Genomic DNA, 20,659 nt, shown 5'->3' on the forward strand with positions numbered 1-20,659 from the left:
ACCCGGCTCACGACTCGGTCGCGGCGCGACGTCCTCGCCATAGGGCGGACGCCGCCCGCGCTCTAGGGTGGGGGCGTGTCGTTCCCGTCGCCTCTCTCGCAGCCGCAGCCCGGTCACCCCGGTCCCATCCCGGCCGCGCCGACCTCGCCGCCCGTCGTCCCCGTCCGGGCGCGTCCCGGCGGCTGGGCGGCGCTCTGGGTCGGCGCGGTCCTCGTGGTGCTGCTCCTCGGACTGGCGGCCTACCTCGTGTCGTTCCTCGGCTGGTTCGCCTCGATCGTGGGAGCCGTGCTCGCGCTGCTGCCGCTGCTGGGAGTGCTGTGGGTCGTCCGCATCGTCGATCGCTGGGAGCCCGAGCCGCCACGGCTGCTGTGGATCGCGCTGCTGTGGGGCGCCGTCGCGTCGGTGGTCATCGCGCTCGGCGTCGACCTTCTCGTGACCATCGCCACCGGTCCGGCGCGTGACCCGCTCCTCGAGGCGATGAAGAGCGTCGTGCAGGCGCCCATCGTGGAGGAGATCGCGAAGGGGCTCGGCATCCTCCTCATGCTCCGTCTCGGGCGCCGCTACTTCGACGGACCCGTCGACGGCGTCGTCTACGGGGCGATGGTCGGGGCGGGGTTCGCCTTCACCGAGAACATCCTCTACTTCGCCGACAGCCTGATCACCGGCGGTCTTGCTCAGGTGTCGGTCACGTTCGTGCTGCGCGGCATCCTCTCGCCCTTCGCCCACGTCATGTTCACGGCTGCGACCGGCTTCGCGGTCGGACTCGCCGTGCGGCGCGGAGCACGGGGCGCCGCCGTGTTCGGGCCCTGGGCGACCGGCCTCGCCGTCGCGATCCTGCTGCACGCGCTCTGGAACGGCTCGGCGGCTTTCGCCGACTTCTTCGCCCTCTACGTGACGCTCCAGGTGCCTCTGTTCATCGGCTTCGTGATCGGCGTGCTGCTGCTGCGCCGCGAGGAGGCGCGCCTCACCCGCGAACGGCTCGACGACTACGCCGCGGCGGGCTGGTTCACCCCCGTCGAGGTCGACCTGCTCGCCACCGGGGGAGGCCGAAGGCGCGCGCTGGCCTGGGCGCGGACACTTCCCGGCGACCGCACCGAGACGATGCGGGCATTCATCGCCGAGGCGACGCGTCTCGCTGCCGCACGCCAACGGGCGCTGACCGGCCGCGACGATCGGGCGCTCTCCGACGAGCGCGAGCATCTCGCCCGGGCCACGCGCCTGCGACAGGCCCTGCTGCGACCGTGACCCTCGACCGGGACGACACCGCCCGGGAAAGACTCAGCGCCCGGTGCTGCGGCGATGCCTGCATGTCTCCCGGGCGCTGAGTTGGCCTGCCCTCATGATCCTCCCGCCGCCGCGCCGCGTCAAGAGGTGCGCTCGGGTGGGCGCCGCGTTGCACCCGTCCTCGCCCTCGGGTTGGATGGACACCATGACTGACGACCGCACCAAGCCCGAGATCGACGCCCCCGAGGGGCCCGCGCCCGATGACCTCGTCGTTCGCGACCTGATCGTCGGCGACGGCGCCGAGGCCAAGCCCGGCGACACCGTCACCGTTCACTACGTCGGCGTCGAGTACACCTCCGGCGAGGAGTTCGACTCGTCGTGGAACCGCGGTGAGAGCATCCAGTTCCCGCTCCGCGGTCTCATCCAGGGGTGGCAGGACGGCATCCCGGGCATGAAGGTCGGCGGACGCCGCGAGCTCGTGATCCCGCCGCACCTGGCCTACGGCCCCGCCGGCGGTCACTTCCTCGGCGGCAAGACCCTGATCTTCATCATCGACCTGCTCGCGGTCGGCTGACCCGACGGACACCGCTCGACGGGCGGATGCTGCACAGCGCGGCATCCGCCCGTCGCCATTCGGCAACCGGAAATTTACATTCGCGGGAATAGGCTGTGCGCGGGCCGCGTTGCCGACCCCTTGTACGCCGGAGCCCTCCCGGACACCTACGACGAAGGACGATCATGACCACGACCACCGACATCCCCGGTTACAAGGCTGGCACCTGGGTGCTCGACGCCTCCCACAGCGAGGTGGGCTTCAGCGTCCGCCACATGATGATCTCGAAGGTGCGCGGCACCTTCGCCGTCGCCGAGGCGACCATCGTCGCCCCCGAGAACCCGCTCGAGCTGACGCTCGACGCCAAGGTCGACGTCGCCTCGATCAACACCAAGGACGAGGGGCGCGACAACCACCTCCGCAGTGCCGACTTCTTCGACGTCGAGAACTACCCCAACATCACGTTCGTCTCGACCGGCGTGCGTCAGCAGGGCGGCGACTTCCTCGTCGACGGCGACCTCACCATCAAGGATGTCACCAAGCCGGTGACCTTCGAGGTCGAGTTCGGCGGCTTCGGCACCGACCCGTGGGGCAACTACAAGGCCGGCGCGACGGCCAAGACCGTCATCAACCGCGAGGACTTCGGCCTCACCTGGAACGCCGCGCTCGAGACCGGCGGCGTGCTCGTCGGCAAGGACGTCACCATCGAGCTCGACCTGCAGGGCTCCATCCAGGCCTGATCGCCCGGTTCTCTCCGAGGGGCGGATGCTGCGGCATCCGCCCCTCGTCGTGTCTCCGGGGGCGCGTCGGCCGGCTCACGGGGTCGGGTGGGCCGCGTCGTAGGCGCGGAACGCGGGGGCGAGGCGCACGAGGAGCGCCACCAGACCGACGATGATGAAGCCGCCCAACAGTGGCGGGAACCACAGCGCCGTGACGGTCGCGAGCGTCCCGGCGTACAGCGCGCCCAGCCTCGGACCGCCGGCGACCACCACGATGAACAGGCCCTGCAGTCGGCCTCGGATCGCATCGGGGACGGCGGCCTGCACCATCGTGTTGCGGTAGATCGAGCTGACGTTGTCGGCCGCGCCGGAACCGGCCAGCGCGAGGCCGGCGAGGGCGATCAGGGCGACGTTCGCGGACTCCTCGCCTACGGTCCCCGGGGCGAGTACACCGAACGACCCCGCGAGCAGGACGGCGCCGAACAGGGCGATCGTGACGCCGTAGGCGATGATCGCCCTCTCGATGCCACGGCCGTGCAAGGGATAGCGCGCGATCGGTCCCGAGAACAGGCTCGAGAAGAACGCGCCGACGGCGATGGCGGCTGTCAGCAGCCCCGTCGTGATCGCGCCGCCGCCGAGCAGCACTGCGCCGATGGCGGGGAAGAGTGCGGTGGGCTGACCGAACGTCATCGCGATGATGTCGAGGATGAACTGCAGCCGGATGTTCTTCGCGCGCTTGATGAAGCGCCAGCCGTCGGCGAGCGATCGCAGGCCCGGGCGGACGACGGCGCCCTCCGGGCGGATGCTGGGCAACGACCAGAGGCCGAGGAAGAGGGCGCTCATGAGCACGAGGTCGATCGTGTAGGTCCAGCCGTAGCCGGTGAAGGCCACGAGCAGCCCGGCCGCGGCCGGCCCGACCGAGACCATGATGCCCATGGTGATGCCGCCGAGCGCCGAGGCTGCGGGCAGCAGCTCGCGGGGGATCAGCCGCGGCACGATCGCCTGCCGTGCCGCCATGACGACCGAATTGGCAGCAGAGTTCACGACCGCGATGGCGTAGAGCCACGCGACCGTCTCGCCGCCGCTCCAGGTCAGCACCATCAGGACGGCCGTCGAGACGAAGGTCACGGATGCCGCGATGATGGCGACCCGGCGCCGGTCGAACGCGTCGGCGAGCATGCCCCCGTAGAGGCCGGCGATGATCATTGGCACGAGCCCGGCGACCGCGATCATCGCGACGGCGAACGTCGACGCCGTCAGGTCGTACATGTGGAGCATGATCGCGACGATGGTCAGCTGCCCGCCGAGGCCGGCGAGGGTCGAGCCGACCCACATGCGCGCGAAGGCGGGGGAGGTGGTCAACGGCCGCAGATCGATGAGGTGATCCCGACGCAGGCGCATCATGCGAGCCTAGATGACTGGTACAGTAGAGCGGTTGCCGTTCGATCGGCCGCGGATAAAGAGAGCTCGCACATCGGGTGACGGGCGCCGCGCAATGAGAAGGAAGGGGATCCCATCTATGGCACTCGAAGCAGACGTCAAGAAGGCGATCATCGAAGAGTACGCGACGCACCCCGGTGACACCGGATCCCCCGAGGTGCAGGTCGCGCTCATGTCGCAGCGCATCAAGGACCTCACCGAGCACCTCAAGACCCACAAGCACGACCACCACTCGCGCCGTGGGCTCTTCCTGCTCGTCGGTCAGCGCCGTCGACTGCTCGGCTACCTCCAGGAGCTCGACATCCAGCGTTACCGTACGCTGATCGAGCGCCTCGGTCTCCGCCGCTAAGGAGAGCGACTCCGCGCACAATCGCGCAAAACATTCTTGCGAAGGCCGTCCCAGGTGTGGGGCGGCCTTCGGCTTTTCCCGAGCCCGCGCCGCGAGAACGTACCTTCACCGCGAGAACGTACGCCGTCTGGTGCGTTGTCGCGGAGACGGTGCGTGTTCGGCGGCGGGTGTTCGGTGGTGTGTGCTCAGCGGCGGGCCGCGGCGAGCAGATCGGCGTGCCAGCGCTCGGCGACGTCGGGGTGGGCCCGCAGGCGCGACTTCAGTGCGTTCTCGCCGTGCACCCCGTGGATGGGGTTGCTCGGGTCCTTCGTGACGCCTCTCGCCTCGGCGGCGAGTTCGGCGGGCAGGTCGATGAGCGGGAACCGGGCGTCGAGCGCGGGGTTGAAGAAGAACGGGACCGAGATGCGGTCGTCCGGGTACCGCGGCGACACGACGCGGTGGTTCGTCGCGATGAGATAGCCGTCGGTCGCGTACTCGAGCAGCTCGCCGATGTTGACGACGAAGGCCCCGGGCACCGGCGGAGCGTCGACCCATTCGCCATCCCGCTCGACCTGCAGGCCGCCCTTGCCGGGCTCGACCCATAGGAGGGTCAGGGCGCCCGAGTCCTTGTGCGCGCCGACCCCCTGCTGCGGGGTGGGGTCGTCCTTGCCGGGGTAGCGGACGATCTTCAGCAGGGTCTGGGGCTCGCCGAAGTGGTCGTCGAAATACGTCGCGGGGGCGCCGAGGGCCTCGGCCCAGGCGCGGAGCAGACGCCGCGCGACCTCGGAGAGGTGCGCGACCCACGCGTCGGCGACCTCGCGCAGCTCGGGCTGCGCGGCCGGCCACAGGTTGGGGCCGATGAGCCGGGCGTAGTCGGGCGCGTCGGGGTCGTCGACCGCGGACCGTTCGGGACCGATGTCGATCTGCTCGCGCCAGTCGACCCGGCCCTGCGTGAGCTCGCCGCCGACGCGCGTGTAGCCGCGGAAGTGCGGGCTGTTGACGTTCTCGATCGCGAGCTTGTCGGCCTCGGGCAGGTCGAAGAACTCGCGCGCGACGCGGTGGAGCCGGTCCTCGAGACCGGCGGGGATGCCGGTGCCGGTGAGGTAGAAGAAGCCGACGTCGTGCGTCGCGGCGCGCAGCTCGTCGCGGAAGCGGGCGACATCGGCGGCGTCGCCGTCGAGCTGGGAGAAGTCGAGAACGGGAAGGGAGAGCTCGCTCATGCAGTGAGGCTACGAGCCCTCTGCGGCATCCGCTCGTTTGTTGCGCGGGATGACCTCGCCGGCCTCGCGCGGACGACGCGACCCCGTCGGGTCGCTGCGCCGGCCCTCGCGGCCCGCGAGCTGCGGGTCGCGGAAGAGCCACGCCGGGCGGGGCTCGACGAGCGGCCGGAACACTCGTCGAACCGGCGCCGTGGCCAGACCCAGAGCGATGAGGATCGACGCGACCACGACGAGCGGCAGCCACACCCACGTGGGCTCGGCGTCTCGCAGCACGCCCGACTCCCGGAACGGGTACAGCACGAACGAGTGCAGCAGGTAGATGTACATCGTGTACTGCCCGAGCCGGGTCCAGCGGTGCGAACCGCGGGGGACGAGGGCCAGGAAGGATGCCGTGAGGGCGAGCGCCACGAGCAGCAGGGCGACCCGCACGGCTCCCGCCCACCATTCGGAGCTGCCCGCATCCGAGTAGCTCGCGTCGTAGAACATCCACTTTCCGAGGTTGATGTCGCGCCATGTTCCGATGAATGCCCAGGCCGCCCATCCCGCGAGCCCGAGCGTCCCGACGGCCGCGGTCACGGTCGTCGGGGTGCGCCGCAGCAGGTCGAACCGGTCGACGACGTCGCGGTCGCGCAGCCACCAGCCGAGCACGAAGAAGGGCAGGAAGCCGAGCGTTCGCGACAGCGAGAGCGTCGAATCGATGTTCGGGAGGTACCCCGAGATCACCGAGATCGCGAAGGCCCACGGGAGCGGCCACCGCAGGAGCGCGAGGTAGGGCAGGACCAGGCGGAAGATCCCGAGCGCCAGCAGGAACCACAGCGTCCACGAGGGCTGGGTCGGGTTGGGGTTCGCGTGGCCCTCGACGAGGAACTTCGTGAGCGTCCAGAGTCCCTCGAAGATCACGTACGGCACGAGGATGTCGGTGATGACGCGGGCCATCTGCCGCCGCGATTGCGGGTCGGACTTGGAGAAGTAGCCCGAGATGATCGCGAACGCGGGCATGTGGAACGCGTAGATCACGAGGTACATCGCCATCGCGATGTCGGAGTCGTACGTCAGGCGCTGGATCGCGTGACCCAGCACCACCAGCACGATGCAGGCGAAGCGGGCGTTGTCCCAGAAGGGCACGCGCCGCTTCGGGCGCGTTCCGGTCGTGCCGGTGGCGGGATGCGTCATCGTGGATGAAACACTATCCCGGGGGAATAGTCCGAGCGCGACCGCGTTGCATGGTTTATATTCATTTGCATGAAACGGATGCCGCGGCATCCGGGAAGGCGGACCGACGTGAACACGCACACGAGCGATAACACCGGCTGGTCGGGGATGCAGTTCGGCATCTTCTCCGTGAGCGACATCACGGCAGACCCGACGAGCGGCCACACCCCGAGCGAAGCGGAGAAGATCCGCGCCGCCGTGACCATCGCCAAGCATGCCGAGGATGTCGGGCTCGACGTCTACGCGATCGGCGAGCACCACAACCCGCCGTTCTGGTCGTCGTCGCCCACCACGACGCTCGCCTACATCGCGGCGCAGACCGAACGCCTCATCCTCTCCACGGCCACGACGCTCATCACGACGAACGACCCGGTGAAGATCGCCGAGGACTACGCGATGCTTCAGCACCTGTCGGGCGGCCGCGTCGACCTCATCATGGGGCGCGGCAACACCGGCCCGGTCTACCCGTGGTTCGGCAAGGACATCCGTCAGGGCCTGCCGCTCGCGATCGAGAACTACGCCCTGCTACACAAGCTGTGGCGTGAGGACGTCGTCGACTGGGAGGGCAAGTTCCGCACTCCGCTGCAGGGCTTCACCTCGACGCCCCGTCCGCTCGACGGCGTCGCTCCGTTCGTCTGGCACGGCTCGATCCGCACCCCCGAGATCGCCGAGCAGGCCGCCTACTACGGCGACGGCTTCTTCGCGAACAACATCTTCTGGCCCAAGGAGCACTACCAGCGCCTCATCGACCTGTACCGTCAGCGCTTCGCGCACTACGGCCACGGCACGCCCGAGCAGGCGATCGTCGGTCTCGGCGGCCAGGTGTTCATGAGCGCCAACTCGCAGGATGCCGTCCGGCAGTTCCGCCCGTACTTCGACAACGCCCCCGTCTACGGTCACGGCCCCTCGCTCGAGGACTTCAGCGAGATGACGCCCCTCACCGTCGGGTCGCCGCAGCAGGTCATCGACCGGTACGCGGCGATGCGCGAGACGTTCGGCGACTACCAGCGTCAGCTGTTCCTCATCGACCACGCGGGCCTGCCGCTGAAGACCGTGCTCGAGCAGCTCGACATTCTGGGCGGCGAGGTCGTCCCGGTCCTTCGGAAGGAGCTCGCGCAGGGTCGTGGCGCGGCAGTGCCCGACGCCCCGACGCACGACGCGCGCGTCCGTGAGGTGTACGGCGACGGCCCGGCGCGCGAAGCGCGGCCCCGCGCCAATCGCGGAGACAACCTCAGCGGCCCCTCGCCCTACCAGGACGCTCCCGCGCCCGCAGGTTCGGCCTTCGGTGTGGCGGCGGCACGATGAGCGCGCGGCGTATCGCGGTCGTCTCGGCCGGCCTGTCGAACCCGTCGTCGACCCGCATGCTCGCCGACCGGCTCGCGACGGCGACGATCGCCGAGCTCACGGCATCCGACATCACCGCGACAGCGGACGTCATCGAGCTGCGCGATCTCGCGCACGACATCACGAACAACCTGCTGACGGGTTTCGCCCCGCCCGCCCTCGAGTCGGCGATCAACTCGGTCGTCTCGGCCGACGCGCTCATCGCTGTGACGCCGATCTTCTCGACGAGCTACTCCGGGCTGTTCAAGTCGTTCATCGACGTGCTCGACCCCGACTCGCTCACCGGGAAGCCCGTGCTCATCGGGGCGAACGCGGGCACGGCTCGTCACTCGCTCGCGATCGACTATGCCATCCGGCCGCTGTTCGCGTACCTGCACGCGGCCCCGGTCTCGACCGGCGTCTTCGCGGCGTCGAGCGACTGGGGGAGCAAGGCCGACGAGGTCGCTCCGCTGAGCGCGCGGGTCGAGCGCGGCGCACGGGAGCTCGCTGCGGCCGTCGTGGCACGCACGCCCGTCACGGACGCGGATCCGTTCGACCCCGCCTCGTACCTGGGCGAGGGCAAGTCGTTCGGTCACCTGCTCGGCGGTCTCGCCGGGGAGTGACCCGCTCGCGGCGCCGCGTGAGGGCGGCCGTGATCACATCGGTCGCGGCGCCCAGCGCGAGCGCCGCGACCACCGACAGGAGCACCGCAAGCAGCGGGGCATCGGGCAGGAGCGCGCCGATCGCCGCGCCGATGACGCTCTGATAGGTGGCCCAGGCCGTCGCCGCGACTCCGGCGATGGCGAGGAAGCGCACGGCCGATACTCGCGTGGCGCCCGCGGTGAGATTGACCGCGAGGCGCGCGAAGGGGATGAAGCGGGCGGTGAAGACGACCGTCGCGGTTCCCCGCTGCAGCCGAGCCCCCGCCCACGCGAACGCGCGCTGCACGCGCCGGTGCCGCATCCACCGCCACCGGCGGAGGCCGATCCGACGCCCCACGGCGTAGCAGAGCGCATCCCCGCAGAACGCAGCGGATGCGGCGACACCGACGACGGCCGCCAGCGGGGGATCGCCGGTCGACGCGGCGAGCGCTCCCGCCGCCGTCACCGCGATCTCGCCGGGGACGACGACCAGGACGGAGTCGAGGAGGACGAGCGCGAAGACGGCGACGAGGAGCCAGGGGCCGCCGGACATCGCGGTCAGCAGGTCGTCGAGCACGCGGCATCCCTATCAGCCGTGGATGAACGGAGCGGGAACGGCGACGGTCAGGCGTCCGCGAGGTGACCGAGCGCGGAGGATCGTGTGAACAGTGCGCGATTCCGGCTGGTTCAGCAGACAGTGGCGCGCCGTCGGCGACACCCTGGTCTTGTGAGAGTCGCGGTGGTCACCGAGTCCTTCCTTCCCCACATGAACGGCGTGACCGGTTCGGTCCTGCGGGTGCTCGAGCATCTCGAGCATCGCGGGCACGAGGCCTTCGTCGTCGCGCCGGGCGCGGGGCGACGGCATCCGCTCGCCGTTCCGGGTCGAGCGGTGCGGTCGATCCCGATGCCCCGGTATCCCGCCGTGCGCGTGGCGGCCCCGCCCGTGGTCTCGGTCGCGCGGGCGCTGCGAGAGTTCCGCCCAGACGTCGTGCACCTCGCATCACCGTTCCTTCTCGGCTGGCAGGGGCTTCTCGCCGCCGAGGGCCTCGGGCTGCCGAGCGTCGCCGTCTATCAGACCGATGTCATCGCCTACACCGAGCGCTACGGTGTGCCGCACGCCACGGCGCTCACGGCTGCTCACGTGCGGCGGCTGCATCGCCGCGCGACGCTGACGCTCGCCCCCGCCGACGCGGCACGGCTGCAGCTGCAGGACCTCGGTGTCGATCGCGTCGCGATCTGGGGCCGCGGGGTCGACGGCATCCGCTTCGCGCCCCACCGCCGCGACGAGGCGTGGCGCGCGCGGGTCGTTCCGGAAACGGCCGACGGCGACGTCATGGTCGGATATGTCGGGCGGCTCGCCCCCGAGAAGCAGATCGAGGATCTGGCGGCGCTCAGCTCGCTGCCCGGCGTGCGACTGGTCATCGTGGGCGACGGGCCCTCGCGGACGAGTCTGGAGAGCCTCTTGCCGGATGCCGTCTTCCTCGGCCATCTGCACGGGGACGAGCTCGCCACCGTGATGGCCAGCTTCGACGTTTTCGTGCACCCGGGCGAGAGCGAGACGTTCGGCCAGACCATCCAGGAGGCGCAGGCGAGCGGTGTACCGGTGGTCGCGACGGGTCGCGGCGGCCCGCTCGACCTGGTGCGCAGCAGTGTCGACGGGTGGCTCTACCGGCCCGGCGATGCCGACGACCTCCGCAGCCGGGTCGCCGACCTGGCGGGGGACGCGGCGAAGCGGCGCGCGTTCGGCGCGGCGGCCCGGGAGGCCGTCGCCGGGCGCACCTGGGAGAGCCTCGGCGATGCCCTGCTCGGCCACTACGAGCGTGCGGGCGAGCTGCATGCGATCGACCGTGCCCGGCGGGCTCGCGTGTGGCCGCGCGCCGAGCTGCCCGTCGCGGGCGACGGACCCCCGCTGTGGCGGCGCTACGTCGCGCTGGGCGACTCGATCACCGAGGGGCTCTGCGACACGTCGCGCATGCCGGCGGGGATGCACCGGGGATGGGCCGATCGTCTCGCTCAGCTGCTCGCCTCGGCGGCGCCGCGAGCCGGTGGGGGAACCGCAGCCTTCCAGTACGCGAACCTCGCGGTGCGCAGCAAACGGGTACGGCACCTCGTCGACGAGCAGGTTCCGGCGTGCCTGGCGCTGCGGCCCGAACTCGTCTCGGTGCTCATCGGTGCCAACGACCTCGTGCAGGCCCGGGTGGACGTCGCGAGCGTCGCCGACGAGGTCGAGATCGCGGTCCGGCGGTTGCGGGAATCCGGGGCGGACGTGCTGCTCGCCACGGTGTTCCTTCCGGGGCGGGCCGCGGCGAGCATCTTCGCGTGGCGCTTCGCCGCCTACAACGCCCGGCTGCGAACGATCGCGTCGAGGACGGGCGCCATCCTGGTCGACCTCGAGGCTGTGCCGGAACTCGCCCGCCTCGAGCTGTGGGCCGACGACAAGGTGCATCTGCGCTCGCGCGGGCATCGGCTCGTGGCCTATCGCGCGGCGGAAGCGCTCGGGGTGCCGCACGCCGAGGCGCTCGCCGAGCTCGACGAGGCCTTCCATCTCGACGACGATCCCGTCGTGCCGGGAACGTGGCTGCGTCGCGATGCACTCCCGTGGATGTGGCGGCGCCTGCGCGGCCGCACGGCCGGCGACGGCGTCGCCCCCAAGCTCCCCGCCTACGTGCGCATCGGCCCCACGGGCCCGCGCCGCTCGTCCCTCCCGCAGCAGTAGCCCGCCCCGCCCCGCCCGCCGAGAGCGACGCGCGGTCAGGGGCGCCAGCGGTACTCGGCCTCGGGCCGGCCGGGGGCCCCGTAGCGCTGGGCCCGTTCGGCACGGCCGGCGTCGGCGAGGTGCTCGAGGTATCGTCGCGCCGCGACGCGCGACATCCCGAGCGCCTCCGCGGCCTCGCGGGCGGACAGGGCTCCGGCCTCGCGGAGCCGGTTCGACACGCGCTCGAGCGTCTCGGGAGAGAGCCCCTTGGGGACGGGCGCCGTGACCGGGCGCAGCGCCCCCAGCATCGCGTCGATCTCAGCCTGGGTCGCCGCGCCCGTGGTCTCGCTCGCGCGCTCGCGGTAGCGCGCGTACTGCGACATCCGTTCCTGGAAGTCGGCGAAGGTGAAGGGCTTCACGAGATATTGCACCGCGCCGAGGCCGACGACCTGTCGCACCACGTCGGCATCCCGCACCGAGGTGATCGCGATGACGTCGACATCCCGGGCTCGCGCGCGCACATGGCGCAGGACGTCGAGTCCCGATCCGTCGGGCATCGTCATGTCCAGCAGCACGAGGTCGATCTCGTCCGTGGCCGGGCTGTCGAGGAGGGCTCGCAGGGCGGCACGTGCGCCGCTGCACTCGGCGACGACCCGGAATCCGTCCAGCCGCTCGATGTAGTGGCGGTGGAGGTCGAGGGTGAGGGCTTCGTCGTCGACCAGCAGCACGCCGATCATGTTTCCCTCCTCGGCAGGATGACGCGGAACGTCGTCGGGTCGTGATCGAGGGTGAGGCTACCGCCGGCGTCGTCGACGATCGCTGCGACGAGGGCGAGACCCACACCACGTCCTTCGGCGCCGGCGGGTTTCGTGGAGAAGCCGTGCTCGAAGATCCGGCGCCGGAGCTCGGGAGGAACGCCGCTTCCCGAGTCGGAGACGGCGATCTCGAGCTCGTCCTCCTCGGTGCGCGTCATCGTGATCTCCACCCAGCGCGGTTCGGGCCCGCCGGCGGCGGCGTCGAGCGCATTGTCGATGAGATTACCGACGACCGAGACGGCGTCGACCGGCGAGAGCACCGAGCGCGGCGCGTCGGGCTCGATGCGGGAGCGCCACCGGATGCCGCGTTCCTTGGCCTGCGAGGCCTTGCCGAGCAGCAGTGCCCCGACGGTCGGGTCGCCCTCGCGGCGGGCGGCGACCTCGTCGACCAGCACCTGGCTCTGCCGCGAGGTCTCGGCGAGGATCTCGATCGCCTCGGGGGTGCGACCCAGCTCGAGCAGGGCGATGGCGGTGTGCATACGGTTGCCGTGCTCGTGAGTCTGCGCCCGCAGGGCTTCGCCGAGGGTACGGAGCGACTCGAACGACGAGACGGCGTCGCGGACGGCGCCGGCGGGCAGGTCTCCGGTGACCTGCCGCGTCGCCCGACGCGCGACGACGGCTCCGACGAGACCAGCCGCCAGGAGCGCGGCCGCGATGCCGACGACGACGAGGATGCGGGGCCCCAGAGTCGCCGCGATGCTGCCGATGGTCACGCCGACAGAGACCCACCCGACGACGGCGCCGCCGCTCTCCACGGGCACGATGGTGCGGATCGAGGGGCCGAGGGTGCCCGTGAACTCCTCCGTCAACGCGCGTGACGTGGTGGGGATCGAACCCAGGTAGCGCTCGCCGATCCGCTCGGCGTCGCGGTGCGTGATCCGGACGCCGCTCGGGTCCATGATCGTGACGAAGTCGACGCGGGCATCGACGATCACCTGTTCGACCTGGGGCTGCAGCTCCGCGGATGCGAGGTCGCGGTCGCCGGCGGCGAGGAGGTCGGCGACCTGCGCCGAGTCGGCGACGGTCTGCGCGACGGCCTGGGTGACGCGCTCGGCCTCGGACCGCGCGGACCGCTGGCCGTCGGCGATGAGGATGCCGGCGATCGCCAGGGTGAGGAGCGCCACGGCCACCGCGACCGCGACGAACACGAGCGAAGCGGCGCTGCGGGTGCGCGTTGTCATGCCGCTCTCGCTCTCGTCGTCGTCGTCGGGTGCTGCCACGTCGCAGGCCGTGACCAATACGACCATAAATCGGCGTCCGCGCGGAACAGCCGGACGCTGAGAGCGCACCGACAGAGACGTCGGCATCGGACAACGACTGTTCAGCTGGAGGAGACCATGGCTCTCACATCATCTTTCCGCCTGCCGGGGTACAACGCCCGGAAAGGCAAGCAGGCCTGGGACAAGCACACGTGGCTCTACGTCTCGGTCATCCTGGCGGTCGTGCTGGGCGCGGTCGTCGGCCTCGTATGGCCTTCCTTCGCCGTCGGTCTCGAGCCGCTCGGCAAGGGCTTCGTCAACCTCATCAAGATGATGATCGCGCCGATCATCTTCTGCACGATCGTCGTGGGGGTCGGCTCGATCGCGAAGGCCGCGACGGTCGGGCGCATCGGCGGTCTCGCGCTGCTCTACTTCATGGTGATGTCGACCTTCGCCTTGGCGATCGGACTCATCGTGGGCAACATCATCCACCCGGGTGAGGGGCTCAACATGCAGAGCGCGGTCTACGACGCCGGGGCGGCGGCCGAGGCGAAGTCGACGACCGACTTCCTGCTCGGCATCATCCCGACCACGTTCTTCTCGGCGTTCACCGGTGAGAGCGTGCTCCAGGTGCTGTTCATCGCGCTGTTGGTCGGCTTCGCGTTGCAGGGACTCGGCGAGAAGGGCGCCCCGATCATGAGCGCCGTGAAGAACCTGCAGACGCTGGTCTTCCGCATCCTCGGCATGATCCTGTGGCTTGCTCCGATCGGCGCCTTCGGTGCGATCGCCGCGGTGGTCGGCAAGACCGGTGTCGCCGCCATCGTGAGCCTCGGTGTGCTGATGATCGCGTTCTACATCACGTGCATCGTCTTCATCGTCGCGGTGCTCGGCACGCTGCTCTACGCCGTGGCGCGGATCAACATCTTCAGCCTGATGAAGTACCTCGCCCGCGAGTACCTGCTGATCGTCGGGACCTCGTCGAGCGAGTCCGCGCTGCCCCGCCTGATCGCCAAGATGGAACACGTCGGCGTCTCGAAGCCGGTCGTGGGTATCACGGTCCCCACGGGATACTCGTTCAACCTCGATGGGACGGCCATCTACCTCACGATGGCGTCGCTGTTCATCGCCGCCGGGATGGGCGCTCCGATGTCGATCCCCGAGCAGATCGGACTGCTGGTCTTCATGATCATCGCCTCGAAGGGCGCGGCCGGAGTCACCGGCGCCGGCCTCGCGACCCTCGCCGGCGGTCTGCAGGCGTACCGGCCCGACCTCGTCAACGGCGTCGGCGTGATCGTCGGCATCGACCGGTTCATGTCGGAGGGTCGCGCGCTGACCAACTTCACCGGGAACGCGGTCGCGACGATCCTCATCGGAACCTGGACCCGCGAGTTCGACCGCGATCAGGCCCGCGCCGTGCTCAGCGGCGAGCGCCCCTTCGACGAGGCGATGCTCACCGGTCACGGTCACGACGGGATGTCGAACGACACCGGCGCCGTCAACACGCAGGGACTCGGTGACGCCGCCCTCGAGGAGGCCGCGGCGAAGGAGGAGCGCGCTCGCCTCCGCCGCGAGGCCGCGACGCGCTGACAGTTCCCGATCTCCGGTGGCCGCGGATCCGAGAAATCGGATGCCGTGGACACCGGCATTCTCGACGGCAGGCGAAACCGGCTCGTCGGCGCGCAGGGCGGCGGGCCCCGCGAGGAGAAGGTGGAACGCGACCGCTCAGAATGGCGGGGCCCCGGGGCCGGGTGGAGCCGTGGTCGTGAAGGCGACGAGCGGCGGTGGTGCGTCTTCGCGGTAGACCCGTCCGGTGGGTGATGTCCACACGAGCCGCCCGCCCGCGAGTTGTCGGACGTGCCATCGGGTGTGGTGTTTGACGTCGTGGTGTCTCTTGCAGAGGTTCGCCAAGTTGCACACATGAGTTGGCCCGCCGTCGGATGCGGCGATCGTATGGTCCAACTCGCACCGGATGGCTGGTTGTCGGCATCCGGGGAACCGGCAGTGCCGGTCCCTCGCCCGCAGCAGCCGTACCATCGCAGCGGTGGGCCGGTATGCATCGCATTCCAGCACGGTCCCGGTGACCGGGTGGGTCAGCAACCGATCCCACGAAGTGGCGTTGCCGGCCAGTTCCCGTGCTGTGGCGGCATCGATGGGGGAGCGGCCGGCCAGATCAGCCGGGCCCTCGTCCTGTCCCATGAGCGTCAGTGCGGACACGGCGACTTGCACGTGTGCCCGGATCGCCCCGAGCGTTCCGTCGCCGTCACCGGTGCCAGTCGGGTCGAGCGCCGGCGATCCAGTCAGGAGGAGGTCGCTGAACACGTCGGCGCGGACCTGATCGATCGTGCGGGCATCGTCGACGAACGACGACCCGTCGCGAATCGTCGTGTCGGCGCCGGGTGAGCCGCCGTTCGCGTCGGCTCGAACGCCAGGCGCCTCGGCTCGAGCGTCAGGGGCGTCGGCTCGAGCGTCAGCGCCGCCACCCGCCCCGTCAGCCTGGGCCCGCGCGTTGATGATCTCCCGCGCCTGCCGCGTGAGCCGGTCCACGATCCCGTCGGCGATCACGGTCGGCAAGGTCGCGATCAGGTCCGACATCCCATCCGCCCCGACCTGCACTCGCACGCACCGCCCCGCCGCGGCCTCCTCGTGCCGCTCGGTGAACGACCGCGGGTGCATCTGCTCCGCCAGCATCCGCAATGTCTCCAGCACCCGGTTGGGCCTCTCGCCCTCGCACCGCTCGATCGCGACCCGCTCGAACTCCGCCCGGCCCTCTGCGGGCACGAGGCATCCCGTCTCCTGAATCACCCGGACATGCCCGCGGACGATGCGCCCGGCTTCCCAGGCCGCCATCGTCACCGGGTAGTTCTCAACCAGATCGCGCGCCTCGTCGATCCGCCGTTGCAAAGTGCGGTCGGTCGTGACGAACACTCCGGCAAGTTCCGCGGCGATGCCCCGCAACGCCATCTCGCGCGCCTTGACCTTCTCCGACGCCCCAGCGGCCTGCTTCTCGGCCAGCAGCCCAGCCGCCGCGAGCACCCGAACCTCACGAATCTGCACGGCTCGCGCGGCATCCGAAACGCCCTCGGCATCCGCGACCAGCTGAGCGAGGACGTCGACGTCGCCGTCGCTGCCCATCCCGCAGCCTGCCCGGCTACCGATCCCGTCGTTCGAATGCATGTTCGAATACTGTCACGAACCTCCGACATCGCCCCGCCACTCTGCACACACCCCGAAGCGCCCGAGAAATACAGGCGGGGCCCGGACGCGTCAGCATCCGAGCCCCGTTCGCGGGCGGCCGTTCGGCGTCACCCGCTCTTGCGGCGGAACTCCCGCTTCGTCATGGCACCGTGCGACGCGTGCACCGACGAATCGCCGTCGAGGTGTGCCTCTCCGGTGCGGTGCTGGGCGTTCTTCTTTTCGAGCGCCTCGCGGAACTTGCGCTTCACATCGTCGGATGCCGCGCCCGCGGGCTTGTCTGCTTCGCTCATGAGGCCACGATACGCAGGCGAGGGTCTCGCTGGTAGGCTGGGGCAGGTTGCCGTCCGGCACCCGCTCAATTCAACACTGAGCTCATGGAGCGGATCCGGCAGGAAGCTGGTCCCCTGTGGTGGGTTCCCATCCCGATCGAATGCCGATCGCGGAGATGGTGATCTTCGACTGGTGACCAGCGCAGGCGGTTCTCGCGGTTTCGTCCGCGCGCCCATATCTGCCCCGCTCCTTCGCACGATCTCGTGCGCGAAACGCGCGTGCGAGTCTAAACAAAGAAGGAGGGACCTCTTGGAAGGTCCAGAAATCACCGCAGCCGAAGCCGTCCTCGACAACGGCCGCTTCGGCACCCGCACCGTCCGGTTCGAGACCGGACGCCTGGCACAGCAGGCGCAGGGCGCCGTTGCCGCCTACCTCGATGAGGAGACGATGCTCCTCTCGGCCACCAGCGCCGGCAAGCACCCGCGCGAAGGCTTCGACTTCTTCCCGCTCACCGTCGACGTCGAAGAGCGCTCGTACGCCGCCGGCAAGATTCCCGGCTCGTTCTTCCGCCGCGAGGGACGCCCCTCGACCGAGGCGATCCTCGTCTGCCGTCTGATCGACCGCCCGCTGCGCCCGTCGTTCGTCGACGGCCTGCGCAACGAGGTCCAGATCGTCATCACGGTCCTCTCGATCGCACCCGGCGAGTACTACGACGCCCTCGCGATCAACGCGGCCTCCGCGTCGACCCAGATCTCGGGTCTGCCGTTCTCCGGCCCGATCGCCGGCGTGCGCCTGGCGCTCGTCCCCGGTCACGGCGAGCACGAGGACCAGTGGGTCGTCTTCCCGAACCAGAAGGTCGTCGAAGAGGCCGTCTTCGACCTCACCGTCGCCGGCCGGGTGCTCCCCGACGGCGAAGTGGCCATCATGATGGTCGAGGCCGAGGCAACCGAGGGCAGCTGGAACCTCATCAAGGGCGGCGCCGTCAAGCCGAGCGAAGAGGTCGTCGCACAGGGCCTCGAGGCCGCGAAGCCCTTCATCAAGCAGCTCGTCGACGCGCAGGCGTCGATGGCGGCATCCGCGTCGCGTGAGCCGGGCGTCTACCCCGTCTTCCCGCCGTACGCCCCCGAGGTCTACGACTTCGTCGCCGAGCGCGCCTACGGCGAGCTGACGAGCGTCTACCAGATCGCCGACAAGCAGGAGCGCCAGAACGCCGACGACGCGATCAAGGACCGCGTCAAGGGTGAGGTCGCCGCTGCCGTCGAGGCCGAGCAGCTCCCGGCGTCCGCGCTCGCGGAGTTCTCCGCCGCCTACAAGTCGGTCACCAAGAAGATCGTCCGCGGCCGGATCCTCAGCGAGGGCGTCCGCATCGACGGTCGCGGCCTGGCCGACATCCGTCCGCTCGACGCCGAGGTGCAGGTCATCCCGCGCGTCCACGGCTCGGCGATCTTCCAGCGCGGTGAGACCCAGATCCTGGGCGTCACCACGCTGAACATGCTGAAGATGGAGCAGCAGATCGACTCGCTGTCGCCCACGACGAGCAAGCGCTACCTGCACCACTACAACTTCCCGCCCTACTCGACCGGTGAGACCGGCCGCGTCGGCAGCCCGAAGCGTCGCGAGATCGGGCACGGCTTCCTCGCCGAGCGCGCGCTCGTGCCGGTGCTGCCCAGCCGCGAGGAGTTCCCGTACGCGATCCGTCAGGTCTCCGAGGCCCTCGGGTCGAACGGCTCGACCTCGATGGGCTCGGTGTGCGCCTCGACCCTGTCGCTGCTGAACGCCGGTGTGCCGCTGCGCGCCCCGGTCGCCGGTATCGCGATGGGCCTCGTCTCCGACCAGGTCGACGGCGAGACCCGCTACGCGGCGCTGACCGACATCCTCGGCGCCGAGGACGCCCTCGGCGACATGGACTTCAAGGTCGCCGGCACGAGCGAGTTCGTCACGGCGATCCAGCTCGACACGAAGCTCGACGGCATCCCGTCGTCGGTGCTCTCGGCCGCGCTGACCCAGGCCAAGGAGGCTCGCCTGACGATCCTCGGCGTCCTCAACGCCGCGATCGACAGCCCCGACGAGATGGCGCCGACCGCGCCCCGCGTCATCAGCGTCCAGATCCCGGTCGACAAGATTGGTGAGCTGATCGGCCCCAAGGGCAAGACGATCAACTCGATCCAGGACGAGACCGGCGCCGACATCTCGATCGAGGAGGACGGCACCGTCTACATCGGCGCGACCGACGGCCCCTCGGCAGAGGCCGCTCGTGCCCGCGTGAACGCGATCGCCAACCCCACCAACCCCGAGGTCGGCGAGCAGTTCCTGGGCACCGTCGTGAAGATCGCGACGTTCGGCGCGTTCATCTCGCTCCTGCCCGGCAAGGACGGACTGCTGCACGTCAGCGAGGTCCGCAAGCTCGCCGGCGGCAAGCGCGTGGAGAACGTCGAGGACGTCCTGGGCGTCGGCCAGAAGATCCTCGTGCGCATCACGAAGATCGACGACCGCGGCAAGCTCTCCCTCGAGCCGGTTCTCGAAGAGACCGCTGACCAGGACGGCTCCGCCGCTGCGAGCGAGGGCCCCGAGGCTCCCGCCGAAGGCTGAATCTCCTGATCACCCGGATGCCCGTCCCCGTCTCGGGGGCGGGCATCCGTCGTTCCCAGAGCGGCCGTGATGAAACAGTTATCTGGAATTCACGGCCCGTTCGCGACAATACGCGCCCACCGGTGCGGGGTGTCCTACTCTCGAAGTGCGCGCCGAGGAGCCGCGCCCCGCGATTCCTCGGTGTCGACGGAGGTGTGTGATGTCGGGGGACCGGGTGGCTCAGGTCGCAGCCGCTGGTGCGCCCGCCGCGGCCGTGCATCCCTCCAGCCCGATCCCGGTACACGGCAAGCCCGTGGGCGCCGACATCCGCGTCGACCTGGCCGAGACCGGCAAGCGGATCTTCCCCCTCATCCTCGGCGGCTCCGAGTTCGGGTGGACCATCGATCTCGCAGCGAGCCACGCCGTCCTCGACGCTTATGTGCAGCGCGGCGGCAACGCCCTGCACACCTCCGACGGCTACGCCTCGGGTCGCAGCGAGCACATCATCGGCCGCTGGCTCTCCAGTCGGGGAAACCGCGACGACATCGTCGTCACGGTGCGGGTGGGGGGCAACCCCGACAATCCTGGGCTCGGCTCGGTGAATCTCGTACGGTCGGTGGAGGCGTCGCTCGGCCGGCTGGGCATCGATCGCATCGACCTGCTGTACCTGGATGCCGCGACCGACGGCGTCACGGCGCTCGAAGACACTCTCGCGACGGCGGAATGGCTCGTCGAGAGCGGGAAGGTCGGAGCGCTGGGAGCGGCCGGATACACCGCGATGCAGCTCGTCGAGGCCCGCATCCTGTCCTCCGCGGGGTACCCGCGTTTCGCCGCACTGGATGTTCCCTACAACCTGCTGCACCGGTCGGAGTTCGACGGTGACCTGCGTCTCATCGCCGGCGCCCAGGGCCTCGCGGTGACGCCCTCGCAGGCTCTCGAGCACGGCTACCTCACCGGGAGCCATCGCGATCGTTCCGGTCTGTCGTCATCGGTGCGCGGCTCGCAGCTCGCCGCATGGATGAACCGTCGCGGCGCCCGGACGCTGAAGGCGCTCGACCGCATCTCGGAGGAGCTGTCGGTCTCGACGGCAGCGATCGCGGTCTCCTGGCTCCTCGCGCAGCGCGTCGTCACGGCGCCGATCGTCAATGCGAGCCGGCCCGCGCACGTCGACCAGCTCGTGCAGGGTGTCGGCGCCCGGCTCGGTCGCTCGCACCTCGCGGAGATCGCGCGCGCCGTGGAGTGAGCCGATCTGTGATC

Annotated in this window: 18 protein-coding genes; 10 read left to right on the plus strand and 8 right to left on the minus strand. The window is 70.2% G+C overall.

Annotation, left to right across the window (positions count from 1 at the left end; genetic code table 11):
* The first annotated feature begins 75 nt into the window (after positions 1 to 75).
* From VC184_RS04615 to VC184_RS04625, 3 genes are all read left to right on the plus strand, one after another.
* Positions 76 to 1,245: a PrsW family intramembrane metalloprotease gene (locus VC184_RS04615; RefSeq protein WP_114588022.1), complete on the plus strand. Its 1,170-nt coding sequence runs from the start codon at positions 76 to 78 to the stop codon at positions 1,243 to 1,245.
* Between the two features lie 184 nt (positions 1,246 to 1,429).
* Positions 1,430 to 1,798, plus strand: a complete 369-nt coding sequence (locus VC184_RS04620; RefSeq protein WP_023951826.1) for an FKBP-type peptidyl-prolyl cis-trans isomerase — start codon at positions 1,430 to 1,432, stop codon at positions 1,796 to 1,798.
* A gap of 164 nt (positions 1,799 to 1,962) precedes the next feature.
* Positions 1,963 to 2,517 (plus strand): YceI family protein, encoded by a 555-nt coding sequence (locus VC184_RS04625; protein WP_323987419.1) that lies wholly within the window; start codon positions 1,963 to 1,965, stop codon positions 2,515 to 2,517.
* A gap of 75 nt (positions 2,518 to 2,592) precedes the next feature.
* Here the strand turns inward: VC184_RS04625 and VC184_RS04630 are convergent, their stop codons facing one another.
* Positions 2,593 to 3,897, minus strand: a complete 1,305-nt coding sequence (locus tag VC184_RS04630; RefSeq protein ID WP_323987420.1) for an MFS transporter — start codon at positions 3,895 to 3,897, stop codon at positions 2,593 to 2,595.
* A 118-nt stretch (positions 3,898 to 4,015) separates the two neighbouring features.
* On the opposite strand from VC184_RS04630, the gene rpsO reads away from it, so the two are divergent.
* Positions 4,016 to 4,285 carry a 30S ribosomal protein S15 gene (rpsO, locus tag VC184_RS04635; protein WP_023951820.1) on the plus strand — a complete coding sequence of 90 codons (270 nt, stop codon included), beginning with the start codon at positions 4,016 to 4,018 and terminating at the stop codon, positions 4,283 to 4,285.
* Positions 4,286 to 4,470: 185 nt separating this feature from the next.
* On the opposite strand, the gene VC184_RS04640 is transcribed toward rpsO, so the two are convergent.
* Positions 4,471 to 5,484, minus strand: a complete 1,014-nt coding sequence (locus VC184_RS04640; protein ID WP_323987422.1) for an isopenicillin N synthase family dioxygenase — start codon at positions 5,482 to 5,484, stop codon at positions 4,471 to 4,473.
* Positions 5,485 to 5,493: 9 nt separating this feature from the next.
* Complete coding sequence (locus tag VC184_RS04645) at positions 5,494 to 6,657, minus strand: acyltransferase family protein (RefSeq protein WP_323987423.1); 1,164 nt, start codon at positions 6,655 to 6,657, stop codon at positions 5,494 to 5,496.
* A 147-nt stretch (positions 6,658 to 6,804) separates the two neighbouring features.
* Between VC184_RS04645 and VC184_RS04650 the strand changes: the two genes are divergently transcribed.
* Positions 6,805 to 8,001 (plus strand): LLM class flavin-dependent oxidoreductase, encoded by a 1,197-nt coding sequence (locus VC184_RS04650; RefSeq protein ID WP_323987711.1) that lies wholly within the window; start codon positions 6,805 to 6,807, stop codon positions 7,999 to 8,001.
* The gene (locus VC184_RS04655; protein WP_112613709.1) at positions 7,998 to 8,642 is read left to right on the plus strand and encodes an FMN reductase; all 645 of its coding nucleotides are present in this window, start codon (positions 7,998 to 8,000) and stop codon (positions 8,640 to 8,642) included. Before VC184_RS04650 ends, VC184_RS04655 begins: the two co-directional genes overlap by 4 nt.
* Here VC184_RS04655 and VC184_RS04660 read toward each other — a convergent pair.
* On the minus strand, positions 8,554 to 9,237 hold the full coding sequence (locus VC184_RS04660; protein ID WP_323987424.1) for a DedA family protein: 684 nt from the start codon (positions 9,235 to 9,237) through the stop codon (positions 8,554 to 8,556). The genes VC184_RS04655 and VC184_RS04660 overlap by 89 nt on opposite strands.
* A 162-nt stretch (positions 9,238 to 9,399) precedes the next feature.
* Here VC184_RS04660 and VC184_RS04665 point away from each other — a divergent pair, with 162 nt between their 5' ends.
* Positions 9,400 to 11,376 (plus strand): glycosyltransferase, encoded by a 1,977-nt coding sequence (locus VC184_RS04665; RefSeq protein ID WP_323987425.1) that lies wholly within the window; start codon positions 9,400 to 9,402, stop codon positions 11,374 to 11,376.
* Between the two features lie 35 nt (positions 11,377 to 11,411).
* Here VC184_RS04665 and VC184_RS04670 read toward each other — a convergent pair whose 3' ends face one another.
* Positions 11,412 to 12,092 (minus strand): response regulator, encoded by a 681-nt coding sequence (locus tag VC184_RS04670; RefSeq protein ID WP_282502275.1) that lies wholly within the window; start codon positions 12,090 to 12,092, stop codon positions 11,412 to 11,414.
* Positions 12,089 to 13,390 carry a sensor histidine kinase gene (locus VC184_RS04675; RefSeq protein WP_323987426.1) on the minus strand — a complete coding sequence of 434 codons (1,302 nt, stop codon included), beginning with the start codon at positions 13,388 to 13,390 and terminating at the stop codon, positions 12,089 to 12,091. Before VC184_RS04675 ends, VC184_RS04670 begins: the two co-directional genes overlap by 4 nt.
* A gap of 117 nt (positions 13,391 to 13,507) precedes the next feature.
* Here VC184_RS04675 and VC184_RS04680 point away from each other — a divergent pair, with 117 nt between their 5' ends.
* Positions 13,508 to 14,956 (plus strand): cation:dicarboxylate symporter family transporter, encoded by a 1,449-nt coding sequence (locus tag VC184_RS04680; RefSeq protein WP_112613717.1) that lies wholly within the window; start codon positions 13,508 to 13,510, stop codon positions 14,954 to 14,956.
* Between the two features lie 135 nt (positions 14,957 to 15,091).
* On the opposite strand, the gene VC184_RS04685 is transcribed toward VC184_RS04680, so the two are convergent.
* Together VC184_RS04685 and VC184_RS04690 are read right to left on the minus strand one after the other, a co-directional pair.
* Entirely contained in the window at positions 15,092 to 16,543 is a 1,452-nt protein-coding gene (locus tag VC184_RS04685) for an HNH endonuclease signature motif containing protein (protein WP_407667130.1), read from the minus strand.
* A gap of 128 nt (positions 16,544 to 16,671) precedes the next feature.
* Positions 16,672 to 16,854 (minus strand): DUF5302 domain-containing protein, encoded by a 183-nt coding sequence (locus VC184_RS04690; protein ID WP_036304634.1) that lies wholly within the window; start codon positions 16,852 to 16,854, stop codon positions 16,672 to 16,674.
* A gap of 289 nt (positions 16,855 to 17,143) precedes the next feature.
* Between VC184_RS04690 and VC184_RS04695 the strand changes: the two genes are divergently transcribed.
* Both VC184_RS04695 and VC184_RS04700 read left to right on the plus strand, forming a co-directional pair.
* Positions 17,144 to 19,423, plus strand: a complete 2,280-nt coding sequence (locus tag VC184_RS04695) for a polyribonucleotide nucleotidyltransferase (protein ID WP_274177540.1) — start codon at positions 17,144 to 17,146, stop codon at positions 19,421 to 19,423.
* Positions 19,424 to 19,622: 199 nt separating this feature from the next.
* Positions 19,623 to 20,645: an aldo/keto reductase gene (locus VC184_RS04700; RefSeq protein ID WP_112613725.1), complete on the plus strand. Its 1,023-nt coding sequence runs from the start codon at positions 19,623 to 19,625 to the stop codon at positions 20,643 to 20,645.
* The last annotated feature ends 14 nt before the right edge of the window (positions 20,646 to 20,659 follow it).

It is taken from the genome of Microbacterium plantarum (assembly GCF_035231185.1).
GTDB lineage: Bacteria > Actinomycetota > Actinomycetes > Actinomycetales > Microbacteriaceae > Microbacterium > Microbacterium plantarum.

What these genes read in the sequence shown, in the direction of transcription:
- VC184_RS04620 (WP_023951826.1), top strand. Translation starts at nt 1,430, where the DNA reads ATGACTGACGACCGCACCAAGCCCGAGATCGACGCCCCCGAGGGGCCC.
- VC184_RS04625 (WP_323987419.1), top strand. Translation starts at nt 1,963, where the DNA reads ATGACCACGACCACCGACATCCCCGGTTACAAGGCTGGCACCTGGGTG.
- VC184_RS04630 (WP_323987420.1), bottom strand. Translation starts at nt 3,897, where the DNA reads ATGCGCCTGCGTCGGGATCACCTCATCGATCTGCGGCCGTTGACCACC.
- rpsO (WP_023951820.1), top strand. Translation starts at nt 4,016, where the DNA reads ATGGCACTCGAAGCAGACGTCAAGAAGGCGATCATCGAAGAGTACGCG.
- VC184_RS04640 (WP_323987422.1), bottom strand. Translation starts at nt 5,484, where the DNA reads ATGAGCGAGCTCTCCCTTCCCGTTCTCGACTTCTCCCAGCTCGACGGC.
- VC184_RS04645 (WP_323987423.1), bottom strand. Translation starts at nt 6,657, where the DNA reads ATGACGCATCCCGCCACCGGCACGACCGGAACGCGCCCGAAGCGGCGC.
- VC184_RS04650 (WP_323987711.1), top strand. Translation starts at nt 6,805, where the DNA reads ATGCAGTTCGGCATCTTCTCCGTGAGCGACATCACGGCAGACCCGACG.
- VC184_RS04655 (WP_112613709.1), top strand. Translation starts at nt 7,998, where the DNA reads ATGAGCGCGCGGCGTATCGCGGTCGTCTCGGCCGGCCTGTCGAACCCG.
- VC184_RS04670 (WP_282502275.1), bottom strand. Translation starts at nt 12,092, where the DNA reads ATGATCGGCGTGCTGCTGGTCGACGACGAAGCCCTCACCCTCGACCTC.
- VC184_RS04680 (WP_112613717.1), top strand. Translation starts at nt 13,508, where the DNA reads ATGGCTCTCACATCATCTTTCCGCCTGCCGGGGTACAACGCCCGGAAA.
- VC184_RS04685 (WP_407667130.1), bottom strand. Translation starts at nt 16,543, where the DNA reads ATGCATTCGAACGACGGGATCGGTAGCCGGGCAGGCTGCGGGATGGGC.
- VC184_RS04690 (WP_036304634.1), bottom strand. Translation starts at nt 16,854, where the DNA reads ATGAGCGAAGCAGACAAGCCCGCGGGCGCGGCATCCGACGATGTGAAG.
- VC184_RS04700 (WP_112613725.1), top strand. Translation starts at nt 19,623, where the DNA reads ATGTCGGGGGACCGGGTGGCTCAGGTCGCAGCCGCTGGTGCGCCCGCC.